This is a genomic window from Streptomyces griseoflavus, from assembly GCF_014649995.1.
Classification (GTDB): Bacteria; Actinomycetota; Actinomycetes; order Streptomycetales; family Streptomycetaceae; genus Streptomyces; species Streptomyces griseoflavus.
In genome coordinates this window covers 29,391-51,222 of the sequence record NZ_BMUC01000013.1, presented here as the reverse complement: position 1 = coordinate 51,222, position 21,832 = coordinate 29,391, and the positions used below count along the sequence as shown (strand labels likewise).

General features: G+C 69.2%; 18 protein-coding genes and 6 pseudogenes. 15 read left to right on the top strand and 9 right to left on the bottom strand.

Translation table 11 applies throughout. From position 1 onward, the window contains the following. Positions 1 to 13 precede the first annotated feature (13 nt). On the bottom strand, positions 14 to 502 hold the full coding sequence (locus tag IE172_RS24840; protein WP_190099531.1) for a hypothetical protein: 489 nt from the start codon (positions 500 to 502) through the stop codon (positions 14 to 16). Between the two features lie 414 nt (positions 503 to 916). Between IE172_RS24840 and IE172_RS35275 the strand changes: the two genes are divergently transcribed. Both IE172_RS35275 and IE172_RS24830 read left to right on the top strand, forming a co-directional pair. Next, positions 917 to 1,453: an NrtR DNA-binding winged helix domain-containing protein gene (locus IE172_RS35275; protein WP_306432807.1), complete on the top strand. Its 537-nt coding sequence runs from the start codon at positions 917 to 919 to the stop codon at positions 1,451 to 1,453. A gap of 142 nt (positions 1,454 to 1,595) precedes the next feature. Further along, positions 1,596 to 2,038: pseudogene (locus IE172_RS24830) on the top strand (site-specific integrase); the annotation flags it as partial. Between the two features lie 99 nt (positions 2,039 to 2,137). Here IE172_RS24830 and IE172_RS24825 read toward each other — a convergent pair. From IE172_RS24825 to IE172_RS24810, 4 genes and pseudogenes are all read right to left on the bottom strand, one after another. Continuing rightward, complete coding sequence (locus IE172_RS24825; RefSeq protein WP_190099530.1) at positions 2,138 to 2,971, bottom strand: cytochrome c oxidase assembly protein; 834 nt, start codon at positions 2,969 to 2,971, stop codon at positions 2,138 to 2,140. Next, positions 2,971 to 3,531 (bottom strand): DUF2243 domain-containing protein, encoded by a 561-nt coding sequence (locus IE172_RS24820; RefSeq protein ID WP_190099529.1) that lies wholly within the window; start codon positions 3,529 to 3,531, stop codon positions 2,971 to 2,973. The genes IE172_RS24825 and IE172_RS24820 overlap by 1 nt, the downstream gene beginning before the upstream one ends. A gap of 73 nt (positions 3,532 to 3,604) precedes the next feature. Further along, positions 3,605 to 4,687, bottom strand: a pseudogene (locus IE172_RS35360) (Tn3 family transposase); the annotation flags it as partial. 222 nt (positions 4,688 to 4,909) lie between these two features. Beyond that, complete coding sequence (locus tag IE172_RS24810; protein ID WP_190099528.1) at positions 4,910 to 5,473, bottom strand: GNAT family N-acetyltransferase; 564 nt, start codon at positions 5,471 to 5,473, stop codon at positions 4,910 to 4,912. 743 nt (positions 5,474 to 6,216) lie between these two features. On the opposite strand from IE172_RS24810, the gene IE172_RS24805 reads away from it, so the two are divergent. Next, positions 6,217 to 6,978, top strand: a complete 762-nt coding sequence (locus IE172_RS24805; RefSeq protein ID WP_229886343.1) for a hypothetical protein — start codon at positions 6,217 to 6,219, stop codon at positions 6,976 to 6,978. Between the two features lie 658 nt (positions 6,979 to 7,636). Further along, positions 7,637 to 7,840, top strand: a complete 204-nt coding sequence (locus IE172_RS24800; RefSeq protein ID WP_190099526.1) for a hypothetical protein — start codon at positions 7,637 to 7,639, stop codon at positions 7,838 to 7,840. Between the two features lie 599 nt (positions 7,841 to 8,439). On the opposite strand, the gene IE172_RS24795 is transcribed toward IE172_RS24800, so the two are convergent. Next, on the bottom strand, positions 8,440 to 9,222 hold the full coding sequence (locus IE172_RS24795) for a TSUP family transporter (protein WP_190099525.1): 783 nt from the start codon (positions 9,220 to 9,222) through the stop codon (positions 8,440 to 8,442). A gap of 740 nt (positions 9,223 to 9,962) precedes the next feature. Here IE172_RS24795 and uppS point away from each other — a divergent pair. The 6 genes and pseudogenes from uppS to IE172_RS24765 all read left to right on the top strand — a co-directional run bounded on the left by uppS (position 9,963) and on the right by IE172_RS24765 (position 15,765). Further along, on the top strand, positions 9,963 to 10,673 hold the full coding sequence (gene uppS / locus IE172_RS24790) for a polyprenyl diphosphate synthase (RefSeq protein WP_268253489.1): 711 nt from the start codon (positions 9,963 to 9,965) through the stop codon (positions 10,671 to 10,673). Then, a complete protein-coding gene (locus tag IE172_RS24785) occupies positions 10,670 to 12,139 on the top strand; it encodes an oxygenase MpaB family protein (RefSeq protein WP_190099524.1) in 1,470 nt (489 codons plus the stop codon). The genes uppS and IE172_RS24785 overlap by 4 nt, the downstream gene beginning before the upstream one ends. Before the next feature lie 193 nt (positions 12,140 to 12,332). Beyond that, a pseudogene (locus tag IE172_RS24780) lies at positions 12,333 to 12,705 on the top strand (helix-turn-helix domain-containing protein); the annotation flags it as partial. Positions 12,706 to 13,636: 931 nt separating this feature from the next. After that, positions 13,637 to 13,885 (top strand): hypothetical protein, encoded by a 249-nt coding sequence (locus tag IE172_RS24775; protein WP_190099523.1) that lies wholly within the window; start codon positions 13,637 to 13,639, stop codon positions 13,883 to 13,885. 280 nt (positions 13,886 to 14,165) lie between these two features. Then, on the top strand, positions 14,166 to 14,705 hold the full coding sequence (locus IE172_RS24770) for a GNAT family N-acetyltransferase (RefSeq protein WP_190099677.1): 540 nt from the start codon (positions 14,166 to 14,168) through the stop codon (positions 14,703 to 14,705). Positions 14,706 to 14,883: 178 nt separating this feature from the next. Then, on the top strand, positions 14,884 to 15,765 hold the full coding sequence (locus tag IE172_RS24765) for an arylamine N-acetyltransferase family protein (protein ID WP_190099522.1): 882 nt from the start codon (positions 14,884 to 14,886) through the stop codon (positions 15,763 to 15,765). 108 nt (positions 15,766 to 15,873) lie between these two features. On the opposite strand, the gene IE172_RS35575 is transcribed toward IE172_RS24765, so the two are convergent. Both IE172_RS35575 and IE172_RS24755 read right to left on the bottom strand, forming a co-directional pair. Further along, positions 15,874 to 15,924: a hypothetical protein gene (locus tag IE172_RS35575; protein WP_498067191.1), complete on the bottom strand. Its 51-nt coding sequence runs from the start codon at positions 15,922 to 15,924 to the stop codon at positions 15,874 to 15,876. Positions 15,925 to 16,107: 183 nt separating this feature from the next. Next, complete coding sequence (locus tag IE172_RS24755) at positions 16,108 to 16,797, bottom strand: hypothetical protein (protein WP_190099520.1); 690 nt, start codon at positions 16,795 to 16,797, stop codon at positions 16,108 to 16,110. Between the two features lie 72 nt (positions 16,798 to 16,869). Between IE172_RS24755 and IE172_RS34725 the strand changes: the two are divergent. The 3 pseudogenes from IE172_RS34725 to IE172_RS24740 all read left to right on the top strand — a co-directional run. Next, positions 16,870 to 17,036 (top strand): annotated as a pseudogene (locus IE172_RS34725) (ParA family protein); the annotation flags it as partial. Between the two features lie 254 nt (positions 17,037 to 17,290). Further along, positions 17,291 to 17,845 (top strand): annotated as a pseudogene (locus tag IE172_RS24745) (PP2C family protein-serine/threonine phosphatase); the annotation flags it as partial. A 324-nt stretch (positions 17,846 to 18,169) separates the two neighbouring features. Beyond that, a pseudogene (locus tag IE172_RS24740) lies at positions 18,170 to 18,891 on the top strand (IS6 family transposase). Between the two features lie 382 nt (positions 18,892 to 19,273). On the opposite strand, the gene IE172_RS24735 reads toward IE172_RS24740, so the two are convergent. Next, the gene (locus tag IE172_RS24735; RefSeq protein ID WP_190099518.1) at positions 19,274 to 20,281 is read right to left on the bottom strand and encodes an ArsR/SmtB family transcription factor; all 1,008 of its coding nucleotides are present in this window, start codon (positions 20,279 to 20,281) and stop codon (positions 19,274 to 19,276) included. Positions 20,282 to 20,489: 208 nt separating this feature from the next. On the opposite strand from IE172_RS24735, the gene IE172_RS24730 reads away from it, so the two are divergent. Both IE172_RS24730 and IE172_RS24725 read left to right on the top strand, forming a co-directional pair. Further along, positions 20,490 to 20,774 (top strand): hypothetical protein, encoded by a 285-nt coding sequence (locus tag IE172_RS24730; RefSeq protein WP_190099517.1) that lies wholly within the window; start codon positions 20,490 to 20,492, stop codon positions 20,772 to 20,774. Positions 20,775 to 21,033: 259 nt separating this feature from the next. After that, entirely contained in the window at positions 21,034 to 21,450 is a 417-nt protein-coding gene (locus tag IE172_RS24725) for a hypothetical protein (RefSeq protein WP_190099516.1), read from the top strand. The last annotated feature ends 382 nt before the right edge of the window (positions 21,451 to 21,832 follow it).

Sequence of the window (21,832 nt, the reverse complement as noted above, 5' to 3'; positions counted from 1 at the left end):
GCTCATATCGCGCTCAGCCTGGCACAGCCTCCAGCGGGAGGTGGTCCCGGAAGTACTGCGACTCCAGCCACTCCTCCTTCACGAAGAGCGGGCGCGTGAGGCGAGCTTCCCCGACCAGCTGCGAACGCAGAAGAAGCCCGAGATCAGTCAGGGAAACCGAGTCGTCGGGCGTATAAAGCACCCAGTTTCCATGCTCCGCAGCGTGGTCCAGCAGGAACTGATGGCCCTGCTCGGGATCGCTCCCTGCCAGCGGGAAGCCTGACAGGAAGACTTGCGGACCGGTGACCGCATCCATCGCGACGCAGGCGAGCCTGCCCGCCTCGTAGAACGCCTTCAACCCATCTGGGAAGTCCTCCTGCTCATACGGACCACCGACCCGTTCCTGCGGTCCAGAGACACGCAGTGCCTTGGCAACCTCGGCTGGAGACATCCCGAAGCGCAACGGCCCCACACCTGCTCCGGGTCGCATTGCCCAGCACTCCCGCTCCACATCTACGCTCATCCACCCACTCCTACGTTCGACCGGATCTGCTGCTGCATGCGCAAGGCCAGGAGCCAAGGTTCCAAGTCGAATGCATAAGTGCCAACTGAAGCACTCGGTCAGGATCATTCTGAAACGATCAGTAAGACACACCGACACGGTCAGGAGCGCGCTCGCCTCTCCACCCATAGGCGGGCCGGCATCGGTACAAGTCAATCCATGAGCGGGGGAGGGCTTCCGGTCGGGGGTGTCCACACGTTCTGGGCGGGGCCGTGCTGTTCGAGGCCCTCGAGCACGGTGGCTCCCAGCGCCCCACCTCGCGGGCGAGCTCCGCGACCAGCGAGTGCTGGGCGGCCATCGCCTGCAGACTGCTGATCCTGCCTTGCAGCCGGGCTCCGCGGTGGCCCGCCGGCGCCGGCCAGCGGGCTGGGCCTCGTGCTGGTGCAGCCCCGCGTACCTGATCAATGTCACCGCCAAGCGCTCGGCGCTGATGATGGCGAGGTCGGCCTCCGTGAACGCGCGCAGCTTGCTGCGCTGTTTGCCGGTACAGAACGACGTTCGTTCAGAGCCGCCGCAAGCGATGCTGCGGCCAGCGAGTCAGCCGAACGTGCCTTCTGGGCCCCTGCAGCCAGCCTGGAGGACGGCACGCTAGGCCGGGCTTTCGACCACCGGGAAATCCTTACGGAAGCCCTGGAAGAGGTCCGCCGAAAGCTCGAGTACACCGCTGTGGCCACTGCCTTCTGCGGCGAGACATTCACGCTCACAGAGCTGCGGACGGTGTACCAAGTGATCTGGGGACAGACCCTCGACCCGAGCAACTTCCGCCGTAAGGTACTCAACACCACAGGGTTCGTACAGCCGACCGGACACCATCGGCTTCCTCCCACCGGGCGCCCGGCCGCTCTCTACCACCGCGGAGAAGCATGGCTGCTCAGCCCGCCCCTGCTGCGCGCCACCACGTCCGGTCGGTGAGACTGAGACGCTTCCGGACGTCGGCAGCGGTGAGCCATAGGCCAATTGCACGCGGATCCGGCCGCCCACCCGAGGGTAAGCGGCACCTCCTCCGCCTCGCAGTGGGTGCGCCTGTCGGACAGACCGGCCCCCGTGAGGTGTGCTGGCCGCGCGCCGCTGTCCCGTGAAGGCCAAGGGCGTCCGGAGCAAGGGCCGCCGCCGAGGGCAGGCCCGGGAGGACTTCGTGCTGGAGACCGTGTACTGGGACGCCGGCACCGCCCGGCTCCTGCTCCGGCTGCTGCGCGGCCATACGCGAGGGCCGGTGTTCGTCACCCCCCGCCGCCCGGGCCCGGGGGAAGGTGGTCAGCGCGTGCGATGTGCCCGGACACCGGTCTGGCCCGCCTCTCCTACGGGCAGGCCCGCGTCCTGCTGTACGAGCACACCGCGGTGCGCGGGCGGAGGACCGGCTGGGACCTGCACGAGTACCGCCACGCCACCCTGACGCATCTGGGTGACCAGGGCGCCTCCCTGCTGATGCTGATGGCGAGGTCGAGGCACAAGAAGCCGGAGTACGTCCGCCGCTGCTTCAAGCCGTCGCCGGAGTAGATCTCAGAGCTGACCAGTCTGCTCGCGCCGGGCAACGCGCACCGGTGAGCCGCTGTCGGGGCTGTTTTCCCGGGTCGGGGGGCACGCGGGTGGGCATGGTCAGGTGGATGCCGTCACTTCCCGGGCAGCGGCGGGCCGACGGGTGGCCGCCCGGCGGGATTCGGGGCGCCAGGTGACGACCAGGGCGACGGCCAGGAGCAGCTCGGCGATGTCACCGCCGTAGTACATGATCTCCGCGCCTGCCTGCACCTGGGGGATGGGGGCGTGGATGTCGACCCAGAAGCCACCGTACATCAGCTGGGAGATGACCGCGTGGGCTGCGATGGCGACGCCGAGGTAGACCAGTCGGGCGCGCACGGCCGGCCGGGAGGGGGCGGGGTCGGGGCCGGCGATGACGTAGGCGAACAGGCATCCCGACAGCAGGAAGTGTGCGTGCAGCAGCCAGTGCGCTGCCGGATTGCCCATGGTCGCGTTGTAGAGGGGGGTGAAGTAGAGGACCGCGAGGCTTCCCGTGGACAGGGCCAGTGCAACGGCTGGGTGGGCGATCACGCGGGCGGGCCGGCTGTGCAGCACGGCGGTCAGCTGCCGTCCCCGGGCCGCGGGCAGGGTGCGCAGCAGGAGGGTGACGGGGGCGGCCAGCACGAGCGCGAGCGGGGCGTACATGCCGATGAGCATGTGCTGGGTCATGTGGCCGCGGAAGTCCTCGTGGGCGAAGGGCGCCACGGGCGGCAGCAGCGCGACGGCGAGCAGGACGGTCCCGGCCAGGAACCATCCGGTCCGCCACCGGCTCCAACCCCGGGCGGGGTTGCGGCGACGGGCCCGGTGTACGAGCAGGAGGTAGGCGCCGGCAACGGCCGGCAGAACGAGTGCGGGCAGCAGCCACTGAAGGCTGCTGCCCGCACCGTGCCCGGGATCGTGCAGGTGGTGGTCCATCAGGCGCGCCGGGCCTCACGCCTAGTGGGGGCGGTCGGGTCGAAGGGCTGGCCGCTGCGCTGGAGGAGGTAGCCGCAGGCCACCAGCAGGGCGCCCAGGACGAGGAAGCCGATGTCCCACCAGAGCTGTCCCTCTCCGGCGTAGACGTGGTGGATGCCCAGGATGTGGTGGTCCAGGACGCCTTCGACCAGGTTGAACAGGCCCCAGCCGACCAGGACCCAGCCCCACAGCACCCGGGAGGTCCACACCCGGCGGCGGTTGTGGGTGACACGCGAGTACAGGATGGCCAGGCCGAGTAGGACGGCGATCCAGCACACGGTGTGGAAGATGCCGTCCCATACGGTGTTCATCTCCAGGCCGGACACCGTCTTCGGGTTGTAGTACTTCACCCCGATGTGGTCGTGGTTGGTGCTGGTGAGCATGTGGTGCCACTGCAGGAGCTGGTGCAGCAGAATGCCGTCGACGAACCCGCCGAGCCCCACGCCGAGCACGATGCCCGGCAACTGGATACTCGCCGGCTGTGCCGTGCCGGCACGGGCCTCGTCCGTCGTCGTGGCCATCACTCGTCTCCGCTCCTGTTTACGGGGTTCTGCTGAAAGAAGCCTCGGCCGCAGGTTCCCCTTTCTGCCGCGCTCACGCGCGCGTGCCCGCCATCCGGCCCAACCGGCCGCCTCCCAGGGAGGATGCCGTGTCGTGATCGTTCGGGGCACGCAGGGGCCGCAGCCCGCCGGGCAGGCCGGGCAGGCCGGGGAGCTGTAAGGAGTACCGGCCCAGCATGTTGATGTGGTGGCGCACGAACGGGGACAGGCGGGCGGCGTCCTCGTCACGGACCTCGAAGCCGTCGGCGCGCAGCTTGATCAGGGCGTCGTCCATGTAGCGGGTGTTGAACGGCACCAGGGCGTTGAGGACCAGACCCAGGGCGCCGATCTGGTCCTCCATGCCGCCCTGGTAGCGCTGGTGGAGCTGCCCGGCCCAGCCGTGGGAGATCTTCCGGGCGAGCGCGTGGGGGCCTTCCTGGAGGTTGGCCCGCACCTTGATCTGGCGGCGGTAGCCGGGCTCGTCGGCAAGGCGCACGATGTGCAGGGTCTTGGCGATCCGCCCGTAGGGGGCGATCGCGTCGCCCAGCGGGGTGGGCCGCCCGTCGCGCGACAGCATCCGGACGTCGTAGGCGCGGACGGCCCCGGTGTGGACGGAGCCGATGATCTGCGGGGTGTCCTCCTAGCGCCGCTCGATACGGGCGAGTCGATCCGGCCCCCGGGCCGCGTCCTGGATGGCGCCGTAGCCGGCCGTACGGTCGATGCGCACGTCTTCTGGTCGGGCAGGTCGGCGAGCTGCGGGGCGCAGGCGAACCCGGCCAGGATCAGCAGCCCGACACGATGTCGCTGTAGCAGGCGGTGTCGGTGACGATCATCTCCGGGCGGCGGCCGCCGTCACGGTCGTAGAGGACGTCCAGCACGTACAGCGAGTCGCGCGGAGTGCCGGCCACGACTTTTCCGCCCAGGCCCGCCCCCTGGTCGTTGGTCAAGTTCAGCCAGGTCGCGCCGCTCCGGCGCGCGAAGTACTTCGCGTTTGGCCGCGCATACACGGATGGCACGGGGACGACGAACCGCATCCCGTCCACCGAGGCGACCAGGCCCCCGCCCCAGCCTGTGCGAGGCCGATGGGCGCCTGGTGCTCGATGAAGGTCGCGTTCGCGGCCCGGTACGACGCCGCACGGCAGCCGCGGCCGGGTGGGTTCGGCGCGGGTGGCGACAGCGGCAGTGCTGGAAACTGACCCGCACCAAGACGGCGACGGTCAGACGCATGCTCCGCCGCCGGGGCCGGGTCGATTGCAGACGCTGCCGGTCTTCCGGGCGATTGCAGCGGTCACCTGTCGGTGATCACGTTGCCTTCCTCCTCCACGAGGAGCCCGGTCAGGCACAGGCGCTCGATCCTGGCCTATTGGACATCGGTCAGCACGCTCAACTCACGGCGGAGGAGGCCGAAGATCCAGGAGTCGGAGACATCGCCGTTGACGACGCAGTCCTCGCGGAGGGTGCCTTCGCGGACGAAGCCGAGTTTCTCCAGGACTCGGGCGGACGCCACGTTGCGGGTGTCGGTCTCGGCCTGGACGCGGTTGAGGTCCAGAGTGTCGAACGCCCACTCCAGGACGGCGTGTGCGGTCTCCGTGGCGTAGCCGCGGCCCCACGCGGCGGCGTCGAAGACGTAGCCCAGGGACGCGCTGCGAAAGTCAGGGTTCCAGTTGGTCAGGCCGCACCAGCCGATGAACACGCCGTCCAGGACCCGGTCGACGGCCACCCGCGCTCCCGTGCCTTCCTCCTCGATCGTCCGGCAGGTCGCGATGAAGCGCTGGGCGCGGGCCGGTTCGGTCCACGGTGGGGAGTCCCAGTAACGCAGCACGTGGGTGCTGCTGTGCAGCGCGTAGAGCGGCGCCGCGTCGGCGTCGGTGAACGGCCGCAGTCGCAGGCGGGCGGTGCGCAGCTCGGGGGTGGGCAATGTCATGCGGAGCATCCTGCCGCCTCACGCTCGCCCCCGACCATCGGTTTATCCGAACGGTCGGGGGGGTGCCTACGTCCCCGGTGACGCCGGACGCGCCGCATGGGCGGTGAGTCCGCGCAGACCCGTGCCGGCATGGCGAGCGAACGGCGGGCCGTACTGGCGCACCCTCGCGACGCCGACCCGCTTCCTCCTGTACCGGACCCCGGACGGATTCAGGTACGCCGTCCACTTCACCAGTCCGACTGGCATCGCCGACGGCCGCTCTCGCCGGTCCTCCGCCCTCGTCCGAGCCGGACACCATGCAGGCGGTCCTGGTTCACAAGGCGGAGGAACTCACCCGCCGCCTGGTTCGACCTCCTCTGGCACGCACGCGATCAACCGGACTGGTGGACGGCATGGTCACCGTCGCAGGGCCGCTCCACCTGCCTGAAGCCGGCGCACCGATGCGGTCGGGGCAGCAGGCCCCGACGTCGCCGGCCATTGCGCCCAGCAGCAACTTGTCCGTGCCCGTGCTGCTGTCGAAACCGGGCAAAATTTCGATTTCCTTTCGGGCGGCGGCTGCTTCCCGAACCGGTGTACATCCGCTGCCCGTTCTCGCGGCCGGAGCCCTCAGGGGTGTCCAAGGGTCATGTTGCCCGGATACGGCAGGGATCAGTGGCTTGCGACTGCCAGTCGGTCTCCTTGCCTGCTTGATCGGGGCTGGAGCAGGCTGGTGGCCTTTCGGTGGGGACTGCGGGAGGCGAGCGATGACCACGACGAGGAGCGGTACCGCATGGGAGGCGGACGGACAGCGGCCGCCTCAGCTGCGGGCCGGCCGGAACCTAGTGGTGGGTGCGGCACTGATCGTCGTGTCCGTGGCCGCCGTACTGACCTGCCATTTCGTCTTCACCAGCTGGCTGCCCAGCGATCGCGCCCAGTACCGGGATTACCACGCGGCCGAGGCGTGCCCCGCCCGCAGCGTGACACTGAGGGTGGAGGACTGCCTGCGGGATATCACCTTCACCGTTGAAGACACCTCGCTCGGCGCCAAGAGGACAACGGCGACCCTGCTCGGCCCGGAGCTCTTCCCGAGGATGGTCGTGCCGTTCGGCGACACGGAGCCGGTGCTGAGCGGGCTTCAGCGGGGGGACCGGGTCACGGGTACCGTGTGGCGCGGCGTCGTCGTGGTGGTTGCCGAGAGGGACGTCCGGCAGAACTCCAGCAACGCGCCCCGCGACGAGCCCCAGATGATCGTCGCCGTCGGCACGTTCGCGGGGCTGCTGGCAACGTGGGCGCTGATGTTCGGTGCGATGCATCTGGCCAGGCCGCGCGACCCCGGACTGTTCACCTGGCGCCCGTACGGCAAATGGCTGCTCATCGTCACGGGGGCAACCTGCGCCGTCGTGGGTCTGTCCGCCGTGTGGACGGGCCTGCCGTGGGTGCTCGTGCCCACGGTCTGCGGGGCGGTCGTCGCAGGCACGGCGTGGTTCCTCCACCGAGACCTGCGACTCGGACGGGTCGGCCGGTAGATCGGGCACGGCATGGCGAACGACAAACGTTCAGTACTTCGGCTCGTCATGGTGTCGCTGGTTCGTCGAGAGTCAGGCCGGTGCCGGCTATGAAGCTGTTCGCGGAACCCTGCCGTGCGGGCAGCTGCTACAGACACGGTGGCGTTGGACGGTGACGGGGCGGACATCGCCCGTGCCCGCCATAGGGCTGTCGGCTTCCTCGCCCGGGTGCAGACCGAGCTTGGCCCGGCCGTCTCCGCTCGCGCCTTGAACGTGACGCAGCTGGTGGTCAGCGAGCTGGTCTCCAACGCCCTTAAGTACGCGCCTGGTCCGGTCCTGCTGGACCTGCGTGTCATCGGGGGATTGGTCGAGGTGGCGGTAGGGGACTGCGCTCCGGCACTGCCGACGGCTTGGGCGGCGGATGCGGGCCGGGTCGGGCAGCACGGCCTGGAGATCGTCATGGCCGTCTGCCGGAGTTTCGAAACGCGGGGCGAGCCGGTCGGCAAGCGCATCACCGCCCGCCTCGCCCCTCTGCGACGACCCCGGCGGCCTCCCCTCGGGACGCCCCCTCTCGTGAAGGCCACAGAACAACAGGCACAGCACTTTCACACCCGTACCCCGTGGCCGGGCCGAGCACGGGCACCCGTTGGCGGAGCGCCGATCGTGAAGGGGGAGGAAAGTGCTTCTGATCGCGGGCCTGCTCCTGCCGGGCATCGCCGTACTGCTGTACCTCACAAGCCGCATCGAGGAATGGCTCGCCCGCACCACCGAACCGCCTCGCCACGCCCGTCGTCGGCACCTGCACCTGATTCCCGGAGGCAGGCAGCAGGCAAGCACGCACCGCACCCACTATCGGCGGCACCGGCGGCTCGACGCGGCCTGACCACTACCCCCGGCCGCGACCGCAGCATGAGGCCGGACAGGATGACCCCCTGGCCCCGGCCGTGACCGGTCAGCGCACCGGTGCCGTGTACGGACCGTCGCCGAGCGCGGTCCCCGCCCGTCATGACGGCCGTCTTGTGGCCACGGGTGATGTACCTCCAGCCGGGCCGGCTCCTGACCGGGAGGCGGTATCGGAGGTCATACCGGTGCAGCACGCAGGAAAGCGGGCGGGAGCTGCCTGGCAGCGGCGCGCAGGGCGTCTACGCGGTTGTTGGCTGCCTGTGGGGCCGGTGCCGTCGAGGACGAACAGTAGGCGGGGGAGGGGTTGTTGCCGCTGCCGCACGGCCGGTACGGGCGCGTAGTTGTGGCGGCGTGCGGAGCCGCCGAGTTCGGCGGCGAGGCGTTCGGGCCCCATGGTGCGCGGTCGACGTCGGCGAACGCTCACAGCATCACCCCGCCCCTGGCATCGGGTTCGTCTTCGTTGCCGCCGAGGCAGCACTTCGACACGGGTCTGGGAGGCGCTGAGCCGATGGCGTCGGAGCGGAATGTTCATGATCTTTGACGGCGCCCGCGTGCGGCGTGGGCTGGATCGCCGTGTGGTCAGCCCAGTGTCTGCACCGCGTAGAGCGAGCCTACGCCGGTCGCCAGGGCAGCCAGGAGGAGGCGAAGCGCGGTTTCGGGCAGACGGGGCTGGAGGTGGGCGCCGAGGTATCCGCCGAGGAGTCCGCCGGCCCCGCACGAGAGGCCCAGGAGCCAGGCGGGGGCGACGTCGCCCGTGGTGGTCAGGGCGAGCAGTGCGTAGGTGGCTGCGCCGACGATGGAGGTGACGAAGGTGGTGGCGAGAGCTGCGGGGGCGACGGTGACCACCGCAGTTCCGCGGCCGACGAGAACCGGGCCGAGCAGGGAGCCGCCGCCGATCCCGTAGATGCCCCCGACGACGCCGACGAGAAGGGCCAGCGTTCGTGTGACGCGTGGCGAGGGCGGCCGTGGGTCACGGGCCGGTGCCGGACGTACGGTTCGCAGCCCCAGCCACAGGCCGAGGGGCAACAGGAGGGCCGCGACGAGCAGGCGGAAGACGCGCGGCCCAGGGACGGCGAAGACGCGGATCAGGGCGCCCAGGACGACGCCGGGCAGGGTCCCGGCGATCAGCAGACGGGTCAGCGGCCCGCCGAGGCGACCGGCCCGCCAGTAGCGGAGGAGCGCACCGGGGCCGGCCACGACGTTGTAGAGCAGGTTCGTCGGTGTCACCGCCGGGCTCGGGACGCCCAGCACGCTCACCTGGACAGGCAGCAGGTAGACCGCTCCGGAGACGCCCACGGGCGCCGTGGCCATGGATATCAGCAGCCCCGAGGCGAAACCGAGCAGCGACATCGACCAGTCCACGACAGCCCCCTCCGGCGTTTCGCTCCCGGAGCGGGTGGAGGCTCCGGCTCAGGTGCCTCCCGTTTTCACGAACATCGGCCCCGCCCTGATCCAATCGCTTCCCGAAGCGGTGAACAACTGCTGTCCGAGCTCGTGAACAGAGCTGCGAGGTCGGAGGCCGGGTGGGTGGCGAGGTGGACGGCCTTGCGGGGTGGCTGTTGCAGGGCGGTGCGGATCTGCCTCTCCAGCAGGTCCATGTCGGGGCAGTCGTCCGGCCGGACGATGCCGGGGTCGGGGGTGGGCAGGCGGCTTTGTTCGCTCAGGTGGTCGGTGATCCGCCGGTGGCGTTCGAATGGCGGCTGTTCTGAGCCTGGCCCTGGCCCTGGCCGGTGAGAGCGGCGGAGACGGGAGACGGGGAAGGGCAAAGGCGGATGAGGGTGTGGATCGTGGCCATTGGAGGTAGCTGCCGGTGGCGAAGGGAATCGGATATCTGAGCCAGGGGTGACAACCCACCGTTCGGCCGGTCAGGGCCCTTCCATGCCGTCAGACTCCTGGGAGAGAACGCTGCGGTGGGGTGTGCGTATGGGGGATACGGGGTGGGCGTGACCGAGCGGGGCAGGGCCGACCACGCCGCTCCGGGCGAAACGGGGCCGGGTGTGACGGATCACGGCGTCCATCGCGCACGCACGGCAACAGGAGACGGGGCGGGTGGGCGACAGTACGGCAACGAGCAGCGGCGGGACGATGGGCCGGCGCGTGCGGTGCCGCGGCACGTAGCCTGCGTGATGGACGGCAACGGCCGCTGGGCTCAGCTGCGTTCCCTCCCACGAACGGCGGGCCATCGGGCTGCCGAAACCACCGTCATCGACATCATCGAGGCGGCCCGGGCGGCCGGAGTCGAGTGGCTCAGCCTGTACGCCTTCTCCACCGAAAACTGGAACCGCCCCGGCACCGAGGTCGACTACCTGATGCGCCTGGTCCGCCGGGTTGTGCGCAAGCACGCACCGCTGCTTCTCGCCCGCGGCATCCGCTGCCGCTTCCTCGGGGCCGCCGACCCGCGCATCCCCCGGGAACTGGCCCAGGACTTCGACGATCTGGCGACGCTGACCGCCGACAACCAGGGGATGACACTCACCGTCGCTTTCGACCACGGCGGACGCCGAGACATCGTCCAGGCCGCCAAGTCGCTGATTCGCAACGGGACACCCGCCGATGAGGTGACCGAGCGGCTCTTCGCAGACCACCTGCCGTTCCCCGACACCCCCGACGTTGACCTCGTCATCCGAACCTCCGGCGAGCAACGCATCTCCAACTTCATGCTCTGGCAGGTCGCCTACGCCGAGTGGGTCTTCCCCGACGTGCTCTGGCCAGACTTCCGGGCCCCCGACTTCCTCGCCTGCCTGCACACCTACCGGCGCCGTGACCGCCGCTTCGGCGGAGTGCCGCCCCAGACGAACGGAGACACGTCATGACGACCGGAACCACCGGGACGGCCGACCAGGCACCCCTGTTCCGCACGCAACCGCAGTTCCGCGCCTTCTTCGACGACCCGCGCTGGGCGCTCGCCATAATCCGCGCCACCGTGCTGGAGGCCGCCCACCCGCAGGTCGGCGCCGCCCTCGCCGAGAACTCCACCTTCGTCGCCCATCCCTGGCGCCGACTGCGCAACACCTTTCTCAGCATGCGGCGCATGTTCGACCCCGACCCGGCGGTACGCGAACGGGAGGCCGCCCGGCTCAACCGGCTGCACGCCCGCATGAGCGGCTCCGACTCCCGCGGCCGCGCCTACGACGCCATGGACCGCGCGGCCCGCGCCTGGGTGGTCGCCACCCTCTTCGAGAGCGCCGTCACCATGTGCCGGCTGAGCGGTCAGCCGCTCGACCAGGACACCATGGAGCGCATGTACGCCGAGTACCGCACCTTCCTCGCCGCGCTCGACGGCGACGCCGGCGAACTCCCCCTAGACCTGAACGACTTCTGGCGGTACTTCGACCGGGTTGTCGAGGACGAACTGGAGGACACCGAGGCGGCCCGCGTCATCCTCTTCCGGCTCTTCGACCACCTGCCCGCCCCGGCACTGCTCGACGGCGCGCCGACACTGTGGGCGGCCGGCCGGGCCCTCGTCGGCCCGCTCCTCGGCGCGATCACCGTCGCCTCACTCCCCGAGCCCTACCGGCGCAAGGCCGGCCTGCCCGAGACGCCCGGCGCCCCGACCCTCATGCAGGGCGCCTACCTCGCCGCCGGCCTCACCCGTTTCCTGCCCGAGGGCTGGATCGACGCCGAAAGCGTTATCGAGACCCTCTCCCTCCCGCCCGACAGCGACGACCCCCGCGCCCGGACCGTGAGCGCGCTGCGCGCCCGCGTGAAGCGGGCGTCGGCCCTGCTCCGCCTCGTCACACCACTGAGCGGTGACACCGGACCCGACCCGGCCCCGACCGCCACGGCGGCCACGGAAGGGGGCCGGCGCTCGGCGGAGGAGTTCTTCCACCAGGTGCTGGACCAGACCGGCGACGGCCACCTCGACTGGCCCGACCTCGCCGCCACGGCACGCGAACTGGCCACCCGCCTCGACCTGGACGAACCCGAGGAGACCCGGCTCTACGACGCCTTCGCCGCCTGGTGGCGCGAACTCCAGGCCGCCCTCGACACCGACGGCGACGGCCGTGTCAGCGCCGACGAGTACGCCGCCGCCGTACCCTCCCTCGCCGGTCCCGCGCTCATCCGCGTTGCCGAGGTGCTCTTCGACGCCACCGACAAGGACGGCAGCGGGACCATCAACGCGGACGAATACCGGGCGCTCTTCCGCACCGCCTTCCACCGTGACCTCACCACCACAGACGGCACCTACGGCCGCAGCGCCTTCGTGGGCGACTTCCTTTCCTTCATGTCCGGCCGCCGCAGGAACACCGCGTATGACCCCCTTCTCACCGACGCTTGACGAACTCGTGCATGTTGGCGGCCACGGCTGCATGCGCTTCATACCCACGTCCGGATTCATGGCTCAGGATTGTGGTGAAATCTCCTTGAGTGGCAGGATCTCCTAGGTGTTCTGTCTCGAGGTTGTGGCCGAGTGAGCCAGGTCTCGGCTGAGGGATCTTCAACAGGTGAGGGCCTTCCGGGTTCGGCGTGGATTGCGACGTCTACACCGACCAGAAAGGCCCTCGTGCCTCACCGTTAATGCACCCCTGACCGAGACCGAACGCCTGCGGCTGGCCCGCTGCGTCGTCGAGGACGGCTGGCCCCTGCGCCGGGCCGCCGAGCGTTTCCAGGTCTCACCGACCACCGCCCGGCGCAGGGCCGACCGCTACCGGGCCTTCGGCGAGGCCGGCATGCGCGCCCGCACCTCCCGCCCGCGCACCAGCCCACACCGGACCCCGACCCGCGCACCGGATCATCAAGGTCCGCGTCCTGCGCCGCTGGGGAGCGGCCCGCATCGCTCACGTGCCGCACCTGGTGCCCGCCACCGTGCACCGTGTCCTGACCCGCCTCGCCCTGGCCCGCCTCACACACCGGCGGTACGCAGGACGTGGCTGTGGCCGAGAGTCTCGATCAAGACCACAGCCCGGGCCAGGACGGCAGGGGAGGCAGCGGGACGCTGGCAGGCGAACCAGCGCCCCCCGAGGTGGCGCGGGTGAAGTGCGAGAGGGGCAGTGCGGTACCGGCAGGCGAACCGGCGCCGCACCCGGCGGCGCGGTGAAGAGCCGAGGGAAGGGGCTCAGGGGGCGACGTCGGCCGGGGTACGCGCGGCGGGGTGATGTCATCCGGTGGCCCGCCGCTGCTCCCAGCAGGCGGGCGGTCCGCCCGCCTGACCGGAGGCCGGGCCACCTGCGCTCACCCGGGCGGGCTGCGCCGCTGCGGGGCGGCGCAGTGAGTCGAGCGGGGCGTTGGTTTGCGCAGGGTGAGTGACTCGCCTGTGGGCGCGGGAGCCGGCGGGGCTGGCTTTCAGCGGGTGGTCAGGCGTGTCCGGAGCAGGTCGTGGGCGGCGGGCGTGAGGCGGGGCAGGTGCAGGCGGCTGGCGAGGTGGTGGACGAAGGCGGCCTGTTCGGCGCGTGGCAGGGGATAGGGGCAGGTGGTCGAGGGCCGCGGCGAGGATGACGGTTTCCGGGTAGGTGATCAGTTCCCGGCAGGTCAGGGCGGGGGACGCGGGCCCGGTGGGGATGTGGGGGTTGGCGGCGGTACGCCGGTTCAGGCGTGTGTGCCAGCGCTGGTGGGGGTCTTGATGTGGTCGTACCAGCGTGTGGTGATCGTTCATCTCCAGGAACAGCGTTTGTCGATGGGTTGCGGAGGCAGTTGGCGGTCAACCGGCTCGGGAATGTCGATGAGAGGTAACGGCACGTGTCCGGCCCCTGTGAAGGCTGGTCGATCTCGAGGAGTTGGCGATCGGTAGGTTGTGTCGTCGAAGGTTGAGTCGTCTGTCAGAAGGGGTGGGGCTGGGTTGGAAGAGCCAGAGGTCATCATCAAGCTCACCCGCGACGAAGCGACGATCCTGTCGGGCTGGTTGGAACGGTTGCAGATGACTGATCTCAGCAACACGGTCGACGATCCGGCGGCATGGGCACCAATCCATCGGATCGCCGGGCAGTTGGACAAGATGCTGCCCGCGCTGTTCTTCCCCGACTATGACGTGCGGCTGGAGGAGGCCCGGCGCTGCCTGCGTCCGCTCGATGACGACAGCCAAGACTGAGCGGATCGCATCGCGCGTGGTGCTTCGCGGTCTCGCGGCTGTCGTGGGGTGGTACATGCCCAGATGGTTCCCTGCTGGGAAGACGGCACACGGCACTTCACGACCGTCGGCACCGCCTCGCCGTCGACGGCGAGGCGCTCGCTGTGACCCCTTGGCGCGGGTCGGTCCACGCCTTCCCGCTCGACCCACTGAGACGTCTCTGGGGGATAACTGGGGGATAAGAAGTCACGTGGGACCACGAGTCTTGACCGCTGCCGAGGCCGCTGATGGGCTGGCCGACATGGATGATCTGGGACCTGTTGCGTGGCCGCCTGCACCGATCAAGACCGAGAGGCTCGTGCTGCGTGAGCCCGAGGCCCGGGACCGTGCGTCGTTCATCGAGCTGCACGCCTCGTCGGAGGTGCACAGCTATCTCGGCGGTCCCCGCCCGCGTGACGAGATTGAGCGTGAGTTGCCCGAGGTGCCCGGTTGGCGGCCTGGGAGTTTCGTCGTCGATCTCGACGGGTCGATGATCGGCCAGGTCCTGCTCAGGAGAGCAACGGAGCACCGATGCCCCGCTGCCGTGGGGAAGGTGGATCTCGGCTACCTGTTCCTGCCACGGGCGTGGGGATCCGGGTATGCCGCCGAGGCGTGCGCGGCGGCACTGGACTGGCTCGAAGACGTCCTTCCAGGTGAGCTGGTGGTGCTCGCCACTCAGACGGCCAACGTCCGTTCGATGCGTCTCGCTGCGAAGCTGGGGTTCACCGAAGTGGAACGGTTTCGGGCCTGGCACGCCGATCAGTGGCTCGGCCTGAGGTCTGCGGTGCCGGCCTCCGATTGAGCCCGACACCAGCCGGGATCATCTTTGAGCACCTGACGCTTCCGGAGACAGAGCCAGCGGCGCGAAGGCGAGTTGCTCGTCGAGTGGCTGCCAGGTCCGAAGGCAGTGGCGGAGGTGTCCGATCACCAGACGCCCCGGACATGGAATAGCGACCGAGAGCCATGAAGTTGACCCCAACATGTGGAGCAGCGAACACCTCGACCTCGACGCCTACCTCGCCCACCTCGGGTATGAGGGCGATCGGACGCCCACTCTCGAGACACTGCGCGCCCTGCAGCGTGCACACGTACTGACCGTGCGCTGGGACACCCTCGACAGTTTCCTGTACCGCCAGGTGCGGCTCGACGTTCCCTCGGTCCAGGACAAGCTGGTACGCCGGGGCCGGGGCGGCTATTGCTACGAGCACGTCGTGCTCTTCGCCGCCGCGCTGGAGAAGCTCGGGTTCCGCTTCACCGCCGTCTCCGGCCGGGTGCAGCTGGGCGCGGACTCCACCAACCCCCGCCCAGCGACCCACGCGATGCTGATCGTGGACCTGGACGGCACACGCTGGCTGAACGACATCGGCTTCGGCGACAGCCCTCTGGAGCCCATCGAACTGGTCGACGGCGGCCGCAGCCAAGCGGACCCGTGGCCGTACCTACTGCACTGGCAGGACATCACTCACGGCTCCCCAGGCTGGGCGGTGCACCATCGCAAGGACGATTCGAAAGGGCCAGAAGGATGGGTAGTGCGGCAGGTCTTCACCGAAACCCCCCAATACCCTGTCGACTACGCGGTCGGCAACCACTTCGTGGCCACGCATGACCGCTCCCCGTTCGTCACCCGCCCGTACATCCAGCGGCGGGGCACGGACCGGTACGACACGCTGGACGCGCTGGTCTGGACGACGGAACGCCCGGGCCGGGACCAGGTGACGGAAACCGTCAGGCCCCACGAGGTGCCCCAGCTGCTCGACGACGTCTTCGGGATCCGCACGGAACCTGAGGAAGCCGGCCTGCTGGTGACCCGGCTGAGGGAACTGGACTCCGTCCAGCACCGCCCCGAACGCACAGCCCGGTGAGGCGAATCCAATCAGCCGCCCAGCCGCCCAGGCGCTGCCACGGACGCAGCCGCCCGAGACGATAGCTCGCCGCGAGCGCGGCGACCCCGGTAACGACGACGCCCATCACTACCAGCGCATGCCGATGGCGGAGAGCTGTTCCACCCGATCCGGGGACAGGGCGGCGGTCCGGCTGCGCTGGTTGTTGATCCATGCCCCGGAGTCGGAGCTTCTGCTGTTCCTGGTCTTCGCCGACGCCGATCTGTCTGATTGGGGCTTGGGCGGGGTCTTGCTGGTTGTTGACGGGGGTGGGGGCTTCGAGGGCGAAGAGGACTGAGCGGCCGGGGCAGCCGGAAGGGTTGATCAGCCGCTGACCGTGCGCAGAAAGTGATCGGCGTCTTCCGGCTCGCCGAGTCGGCCCATCTCCAGCCAGGAACCGTCGGCGAACGCGAGCCGGAAGGTGGCGTACCCGCGCGGCTGGCCCGCCTCACTCTCGATCCGGGCTTGGCCGAGGGGGAACTCCGTGACGGTCCGGAAATCGTCGGCCTTGGTCGGCGACAGCCGACGGCGAGGGGACGCTGCCACGCAGATGCGGTCGCGGGTCAGCATGACCAGGCGCTTCGGGCTGGGCGAGTACCCGTACCAACGCAGCAGCAGCTGGCCCGCGGTCAAATTCCAGTCCCCGTCGAAGACCCCGTTGGTCGGGTCCTGCCCGCGATCCCTCTCACGAGAGCGGCCACGGCCGGAACGCTGTGTGTCGGGCGGAGTTCGCGGCTGTCCGGATTGTCCGCGACGGTTCCGTCCCGACAGCAGTTGGTCAAGTCTACGGCCGAGATGCCCCAACAAGATCATCGGTACGACCACGAAGAAGAACACCACAGCCCCGGCGTACCACAACCAGTGGTGGCGCGATTTCAGACGTCCTTTGCCTGCGGCACGGTGAACGTCCTTGGGCGGTACGGGGATGGGCTTGTGGATCTCACACCAGACCAAGGCCACGGGTTCCTCGCCCAGGATCTTCCGCGCCCGCCGCTGCACCTTGCCCTTCGCCATGCCGAAGATCCTAGTGCCGGCCTGCTACCAGTGGGCGGTGGGGCGGCAGTTGGTGGCTGAAGCCCCCCTCTCCCCGGCCAGTCCGGAGCCCTCATCGGGACCAGGCCGAAGACAGTTCCGCCGAAGCCTACGGACTACTCACTACCCAGATCGACGACCTCCGCGGCGACCTTCAAGTCGTCATCGACTACCTGGGCATCGTCGTCAACCTCTACGAATCCCGCCGCGGATACATCGCCGCGGACGGTCGAGTGCCGCATCTTGCCTGCTGCCCGTTCGGCGACGCGCTTGGGAATGATCGCGTCCTGCGCGACGATCTGGACCAGGGCCGGGCACGTGATGTTCCCGGCCCAACGCTGGGGGGAGTAGAAGCCGATCTGCAACGCGATGCGTGCTGCCACGGTGTGAGGGTAGGCGCCCTCCTTCAGCCCTGATTCACGCTGCACCCCGACGCCACCGGAGCCGACGGGGGCTTCATCTGCTCGGCTGCCACGGCGGCGGCTGGTACGACGTGATCACCCTCGGCGGCAGACGCACCGTCCTTGCCATTGGCGACGTCATGGGACGAGGCGTGCGGGCGGCGGCGGTCATGGGACAGCTCCGTACGGCCGTACGGGCCTACGCGCGCCTCGACCTCCCCCCGCACGACGTCCTCCGACTCCTCGACGGCCTCACCGCCGGGATTGATGCCGACCAGATCGCCACCTGCGTTTACGCCGTCCATCTGCCCATCCTCGTCCGCGACGAGCACGGCACCGTCCAGCGCGCCGACGAACCGACCGGACCCCCGCTCGGCACCGGCGGCTGGATGCACACATCCGGCTCGATCGCCCTGAGCCCCGGCTCCACCGCCGTCCTCTACACGGACGGCCTGGTCGCACGCCGCGATGAGGACTTGGAGGAGGGCATCGCATCCCTGGAGCGGGCGCTGGAGGACGCGACAGGCAGTCCCCAAGTGATCTGCGACCGACTGGTCCGCTCAGCAGGCGTCACGCCGGAATCCGACGACGATGTGGCCGTCCTGGTACTCCAGCACACGGGCACGGACAACTCCCGGTCAGCCCAATCGCGTTGAGGCGATCTTTCAGAAGCGAGGCCGCGACGAGAATCAACAGGCCCTAACACTCCGCTCAGTCAGTCCGGGTCGCGTGCCGCACACGACTAACTTCGCAGTTGAAGGACAGTGCCAGCCACCAGCCGGTAGCCGCCTGGAAACAACTGTTTCCAAGTCGTTCGATCCCCCTCGAACGCTGAGTGTCCCAGCCAGCAGCGGCCCGGACATTGAGCGCTGACACGTGGCCCCTACAGGCGCTGTCACGTTGGCTGACCGATGGGATGATCTTCGGGTTGATCGGGCTGGGAAGGATCGTCTGTGGGGAGTGCGTCGCTGTCGTACAAGGGGCACCGGTACCCGGTCGAGGTCATCTCCCACTGCGTGTGGTTGTACTTCCGCTTCCCGCTGTCGTTCCGCGAGGTCGAGGAGCTCATGCTTGAGCGCGGGATCGTCGTCTCCCACGAGACGATCCGCCGCTGGTGCGGCAAGTTCGGGCAGATTTACGCCAACGCCCTGCGCCGCCGGCAGCCCCAGCCCAGAGACAAGTGGCACCTCGACGAGGTCTTCATCAAGATCAACGGTCGGTCGCGGTATCTGTGGCGGGCCGTCAACCAGGACGGGCACGTCCTCGACATCCTCGTGCAGAACCGGCGGGACAAGGCCGCAGCCCGACGCTTCTTCCGCAGGCTCTTCAAGAAGACCCGCACGGTGCCCAGAGTGATCATCACCGACAATCTCCGCTCCTACACGGCGCCGCCCACCGTGAGGTCATGCCCTCCGTGGAGCACCGCTCACACAAGGGCCTGAACAACAGGGCGGAGAACAGCCACCAGCCAACGAGGCAGCGCGAACGGGCGGTGAAAAACTACCGCTCCGTGGGCGGAGCCCAGCGGTTTCTGTCCGCGTTCAGCGGCATCTCGCCTCACTTCCCGCCCTGCCGCCATCTGATGCCCGCATACCACTACCGCGCCGAAATGACCGTCCGCTTTGCAATCTGGGAGCAGATCACCGGAGTCGCCGGCCTCCCCGCCACGGCCTGAGCACCCGGAACCGGCTCCACCACACCACGATGCACCATCAGACAGCTACCCACCCAACAACGTAACAGCGTCCGGGTGGTCGCTTCTTCCGCTGCCCGGCGCGGCGCTTCTCGGCCGTTGCCTTGGCGTACAGCTCTTCCGCCTCCCTGAGGGAGACGCCCGGCCACACTCCGGCGCGCTTGATGCGCTCCGTGTCCCGGGCGCGGCGCTCCGTCTCGCTTAAGTCGTCGCGTAGCCGGCGGACGATGTGCAGGACTTGGAATGTGCGCGCCCACGGCTCGATCGCTATGGCCTTGGCCTCGTCCCGGTTCGCAGCCGCTTACGAGGACGGCACTCCCGTCACCTTGACCGGCAGTAAAAACGCCAGCGACATCGGGCAAGGTCACACGCCGGCGGAGTTCAGAAGGATTCGACCAGAGGGGCTGATGGCGTGGCGGGCGGTTTTTCCGTCTCGGGTGAGGCTGGTCAGTCCCGCCTTGCGCAGTACGCTCGCATGTTCGCTGGCGCTCGCGGGGGAGATGCCGGCGTGTGCCGCCAGTTGGGTGGTGGTACATCCGGTGTGTTCGGCTATCACCCACAAGACCGTTGCGCGGGTGCGGCCGAGCAGTGCGCGCAGGGACGACGGGGCGTTGCTCAGGGTTCCGGCGGTGACGACGGCCGGGGCTGTGGTGGCGTGCGCGCTGTCCCTGACGGGGAAGGTGATCCAGGGCTGGCCGTCGTCGGGATGGTCGTAGGCCGGGTAGTGGGCGCCGAACACTGTCGGAACGAGAAGCAGTCCGCGTCCCGCGAGGTGGATGTCGCCGTCGCGGTTGGAGGCCGTCGTCAGATGCAGCACGGGCGATGACCAGGTGATGTAGCGAGGGTTGAGCTCGCTCAGCAGGCGCTCGACGCCGTGTTCGGCCAACTGTCCCAAGCGCAGGGCCCGGTCCCCACTGGCGAGCTGCTCAATGCGAGGCCAGTACGGTGCGACGAGCAGCTCGTGCGCCGTGTGCACGGCCTGGGCCAGATGAGGGACGAGCGCGGCGTCCTGTCTCAGCTGCCGCACTGCTCGGGGCACGTGGGGAAGGCCTGAGACCCACAGCTCCAGGTCCTCGGCAACGCGGCGCGCCGGCGTCGAGCTGAGCCTTTCCCGGAAGTCGTCCGGGCTCTCGGGGCGGCTCAGGTCCAGGAAATCCGCGGACGGTCCGAGCGCCGGGATGAGGTCGAACAGCGGTGCCAGCTGCGGCTGCAGACGCGGCGCCGCCCGCCGTCGCCATGCGTCGAACCGCACGGGATGACTTCGTTCCTGCAACAACCGGATACCTATATCCAGTTCCAGCAGCGGTCGTATCCCCGAGGCCAGGCGGGTGCGGGTCAGGTCCTCAGCCGTGAAGTGGATCCGTAAGGTCACCCGAAGAAGTCTTGCCGACGAGGGTCGTTTCGGGTCAGCCCGAAACGAGTCGACCTGCCCGACCCACCGCCCGAACCTGGTGATGCAAGTACGGGGGAGCCCGACAGCCCCCGGGCCGGCTACACGGGCCCGGGGCTGTCGGACCGCGCATGCCTTCGCCGCACATAGTGCAGCCAGCACCATAAACTCGGTAGATGAGGAGTCGATCATGCGTACCCGTCACGCTCTGACTGGTGCGGCGCTGGGGGCCGTCATGGCCCTCGGCGTCCTCGGCGCACCCGCGCAGGCCGCACCAATCCAAGCCAAGCCGTCCGCCAGCGCCGCAGTCTCCATCAACACGCCATCGACCAGCCAGGCGTACGAATACTACGGCTCATACCGCTGGCAGTTCGAGTGCAACTTCGCCGGCAACCAGAGCGGGTACTCCCGCTGGTACTGCGCTTACTCGAACTACTCGGGCTTCTACGAGCTCTTCGTCGATTACCGCAGCTAGCCTCGACGCCATGACGGTCCGCCGACGGAGTCGGTGGAGGGAGTGTAAATCTAACGGCGGAGCCGACAGATCGGGCCCAGGGCCCGGACAGTGCCCGGACCAGGCCGGACACACGGCGCGCTGTCCGGGACGGCGACTTTCGTTGCTTCTTGCCGTTTTCAGGCCTCAGGCTTCGTGCAGCCCGGCCGATCCGTAGCCGCAGTAGCCGGCGTCTCGGACGGAGCAGGGACACCCAGCTGGAAAACACGTGGAGAGAATCATGACAGGAAGAATCAGAAAGATCGTCGGCACTGCCGCAGCGGCCACCGGCCTCGCTCTGTCCCCTCTCACCGCCAGTGCGGCGGAGGGACCGATCAGCGGTTCGAGTTACAACGGATGTGCCACGGCGTCCGGCACCTACGGCTGGCAACTCACCAGCCAGGCCGAGAAGCTGTACCGCACCTGGGGCAGCGCCCGGCTCTCCATGAACCTGAGCAAGTGCGCCAGCAGCGTCACTGGCGCCGTCCTGCAACGCTCGGAGACCTCGACCGCGGACCACAGCTACAAATACTGGGCGTCGACCGTACGGGGCCAGACCTTCACGGTTTCCCTGGAGGACACCAACGTGCGTGACGTGCGCTTCCGCATCTGCAACGTGCACAGCGGCGGCAAGATCGACGGCTGCGGCCGAGTCTAGTAACCGGGCGGTGCCCGCAGCTCCGTCCGACCGCCGACGAGCGGCCGGACGGAGGCGGACGATGACGGGGACGGCGCCACCGACGAATTAACCGCAACGACTGCGGCTGACCGCCGGCCCCGGATGCCAGGACCAGCGCACCGGGGCTTCCGGCGTCTGCGGCGACCGCGGCGGACGCTCGGCTTGGAGCCGGGGCAAAGCCGTCAGCGGCACCTGCGCCCGGCCGTGTACCGGAAGTGGCGGGCCATGCCCGCCGATTTCCCGCCCTAGTAGGGCTGGTGAGGTTCGTAGGGGTGTGGGTATGTCGCGGTGGTAGGTGGGGCAGGCGCCGGTCCAGGTGGCGAGGAGTGTCTGGAGCTCGCGGACGACTTGGTATCGGAAA

What these genes read in the sequence shown, in the direction of transcription:
- IE172_RS24840 (WP_190099531.1), bottom strand. Translation starts at nt 502, where the DNA reads ATGAGCGTAGATGTGGAGCGGGAGTGCTGGGCAATGCGACCCGGAGCA.
- IE172_RS24825 (WP_190099530.1), bottom strand. Translation starts at nt 2,971, where the DNA reads ATGGACCACCACCTGCACGATCCCGGGCACGGTGCGGGCAGCAGCCTT.
- IE172_RS24820 (WP_190099529.1), bottom strand. Translation starts at nt 3,531, where the DNA reads ATGGCCACGACGACGGACGAGGCCCGTGCCGGCACGGCACAGCCGGCG.
- IE172_RS24810 (WP_190099528.1), bottom strand. Translation starts at nt 5,473, where the DNA reads ATGACATTGCCCACCCCCGAGCTGCGCACCGCCCGCCTGCGACTGCGG.
- IE172_RS24805 (WP_229886343.1), top strand. Translation starts at nt 6,217, where the DNA reads ATGACCACGACGAGGAGCGGTACCGCATGGGAGGCGGACGGACAGCGG.
- IE172_RS24785 (WP_190099524.1), top strand. Translation starts at nt 10,670, where the DNA reads ATGACGACCGGAACCACCGGGACGGCCGACCAGGCACCCCTGTTCCGC.
- IE172_RS24770 (WP_190099677.1), top strand. Translation starts at nt 14,166, where the DNA reads ATGGATGATCTGGGACCTGTTGCGTGGCCGCCTGCACCGATCAAGACC.
- IE172_RS24765 (WP_190099522.1), top strand. Translation starts at nt 14,884, where the DNA reads ATGTGGAGCAGCGAACACCTCGACCTCGACGCCTACCTCGCCCACCTC.
- IE172_RS24755 (WP_190099520.1), bottom strand. Translation starts at nt 16,797, where the DNA reads ATGGCGAAGGGCAAGGTGCAGCGGCGGGCGCGGAAGATCCTGGGCGAG.
- IE172_RS24730 (WP_190099517.1), top strand. Translation starts at nt 20,490, where the DNA reads ATGCGTACCCGTCACGCTCTGACTGGTGCGGCGCTGGGGGCCGTCATG.
- IE172_RS24725 (WP_190099516.1), top strand. Translation starts at nt 21,034, where the DNA reads ATGACAGGAAGAATCAGAAAGATCGTCGGCACTGCCGCAGCGGCCACC.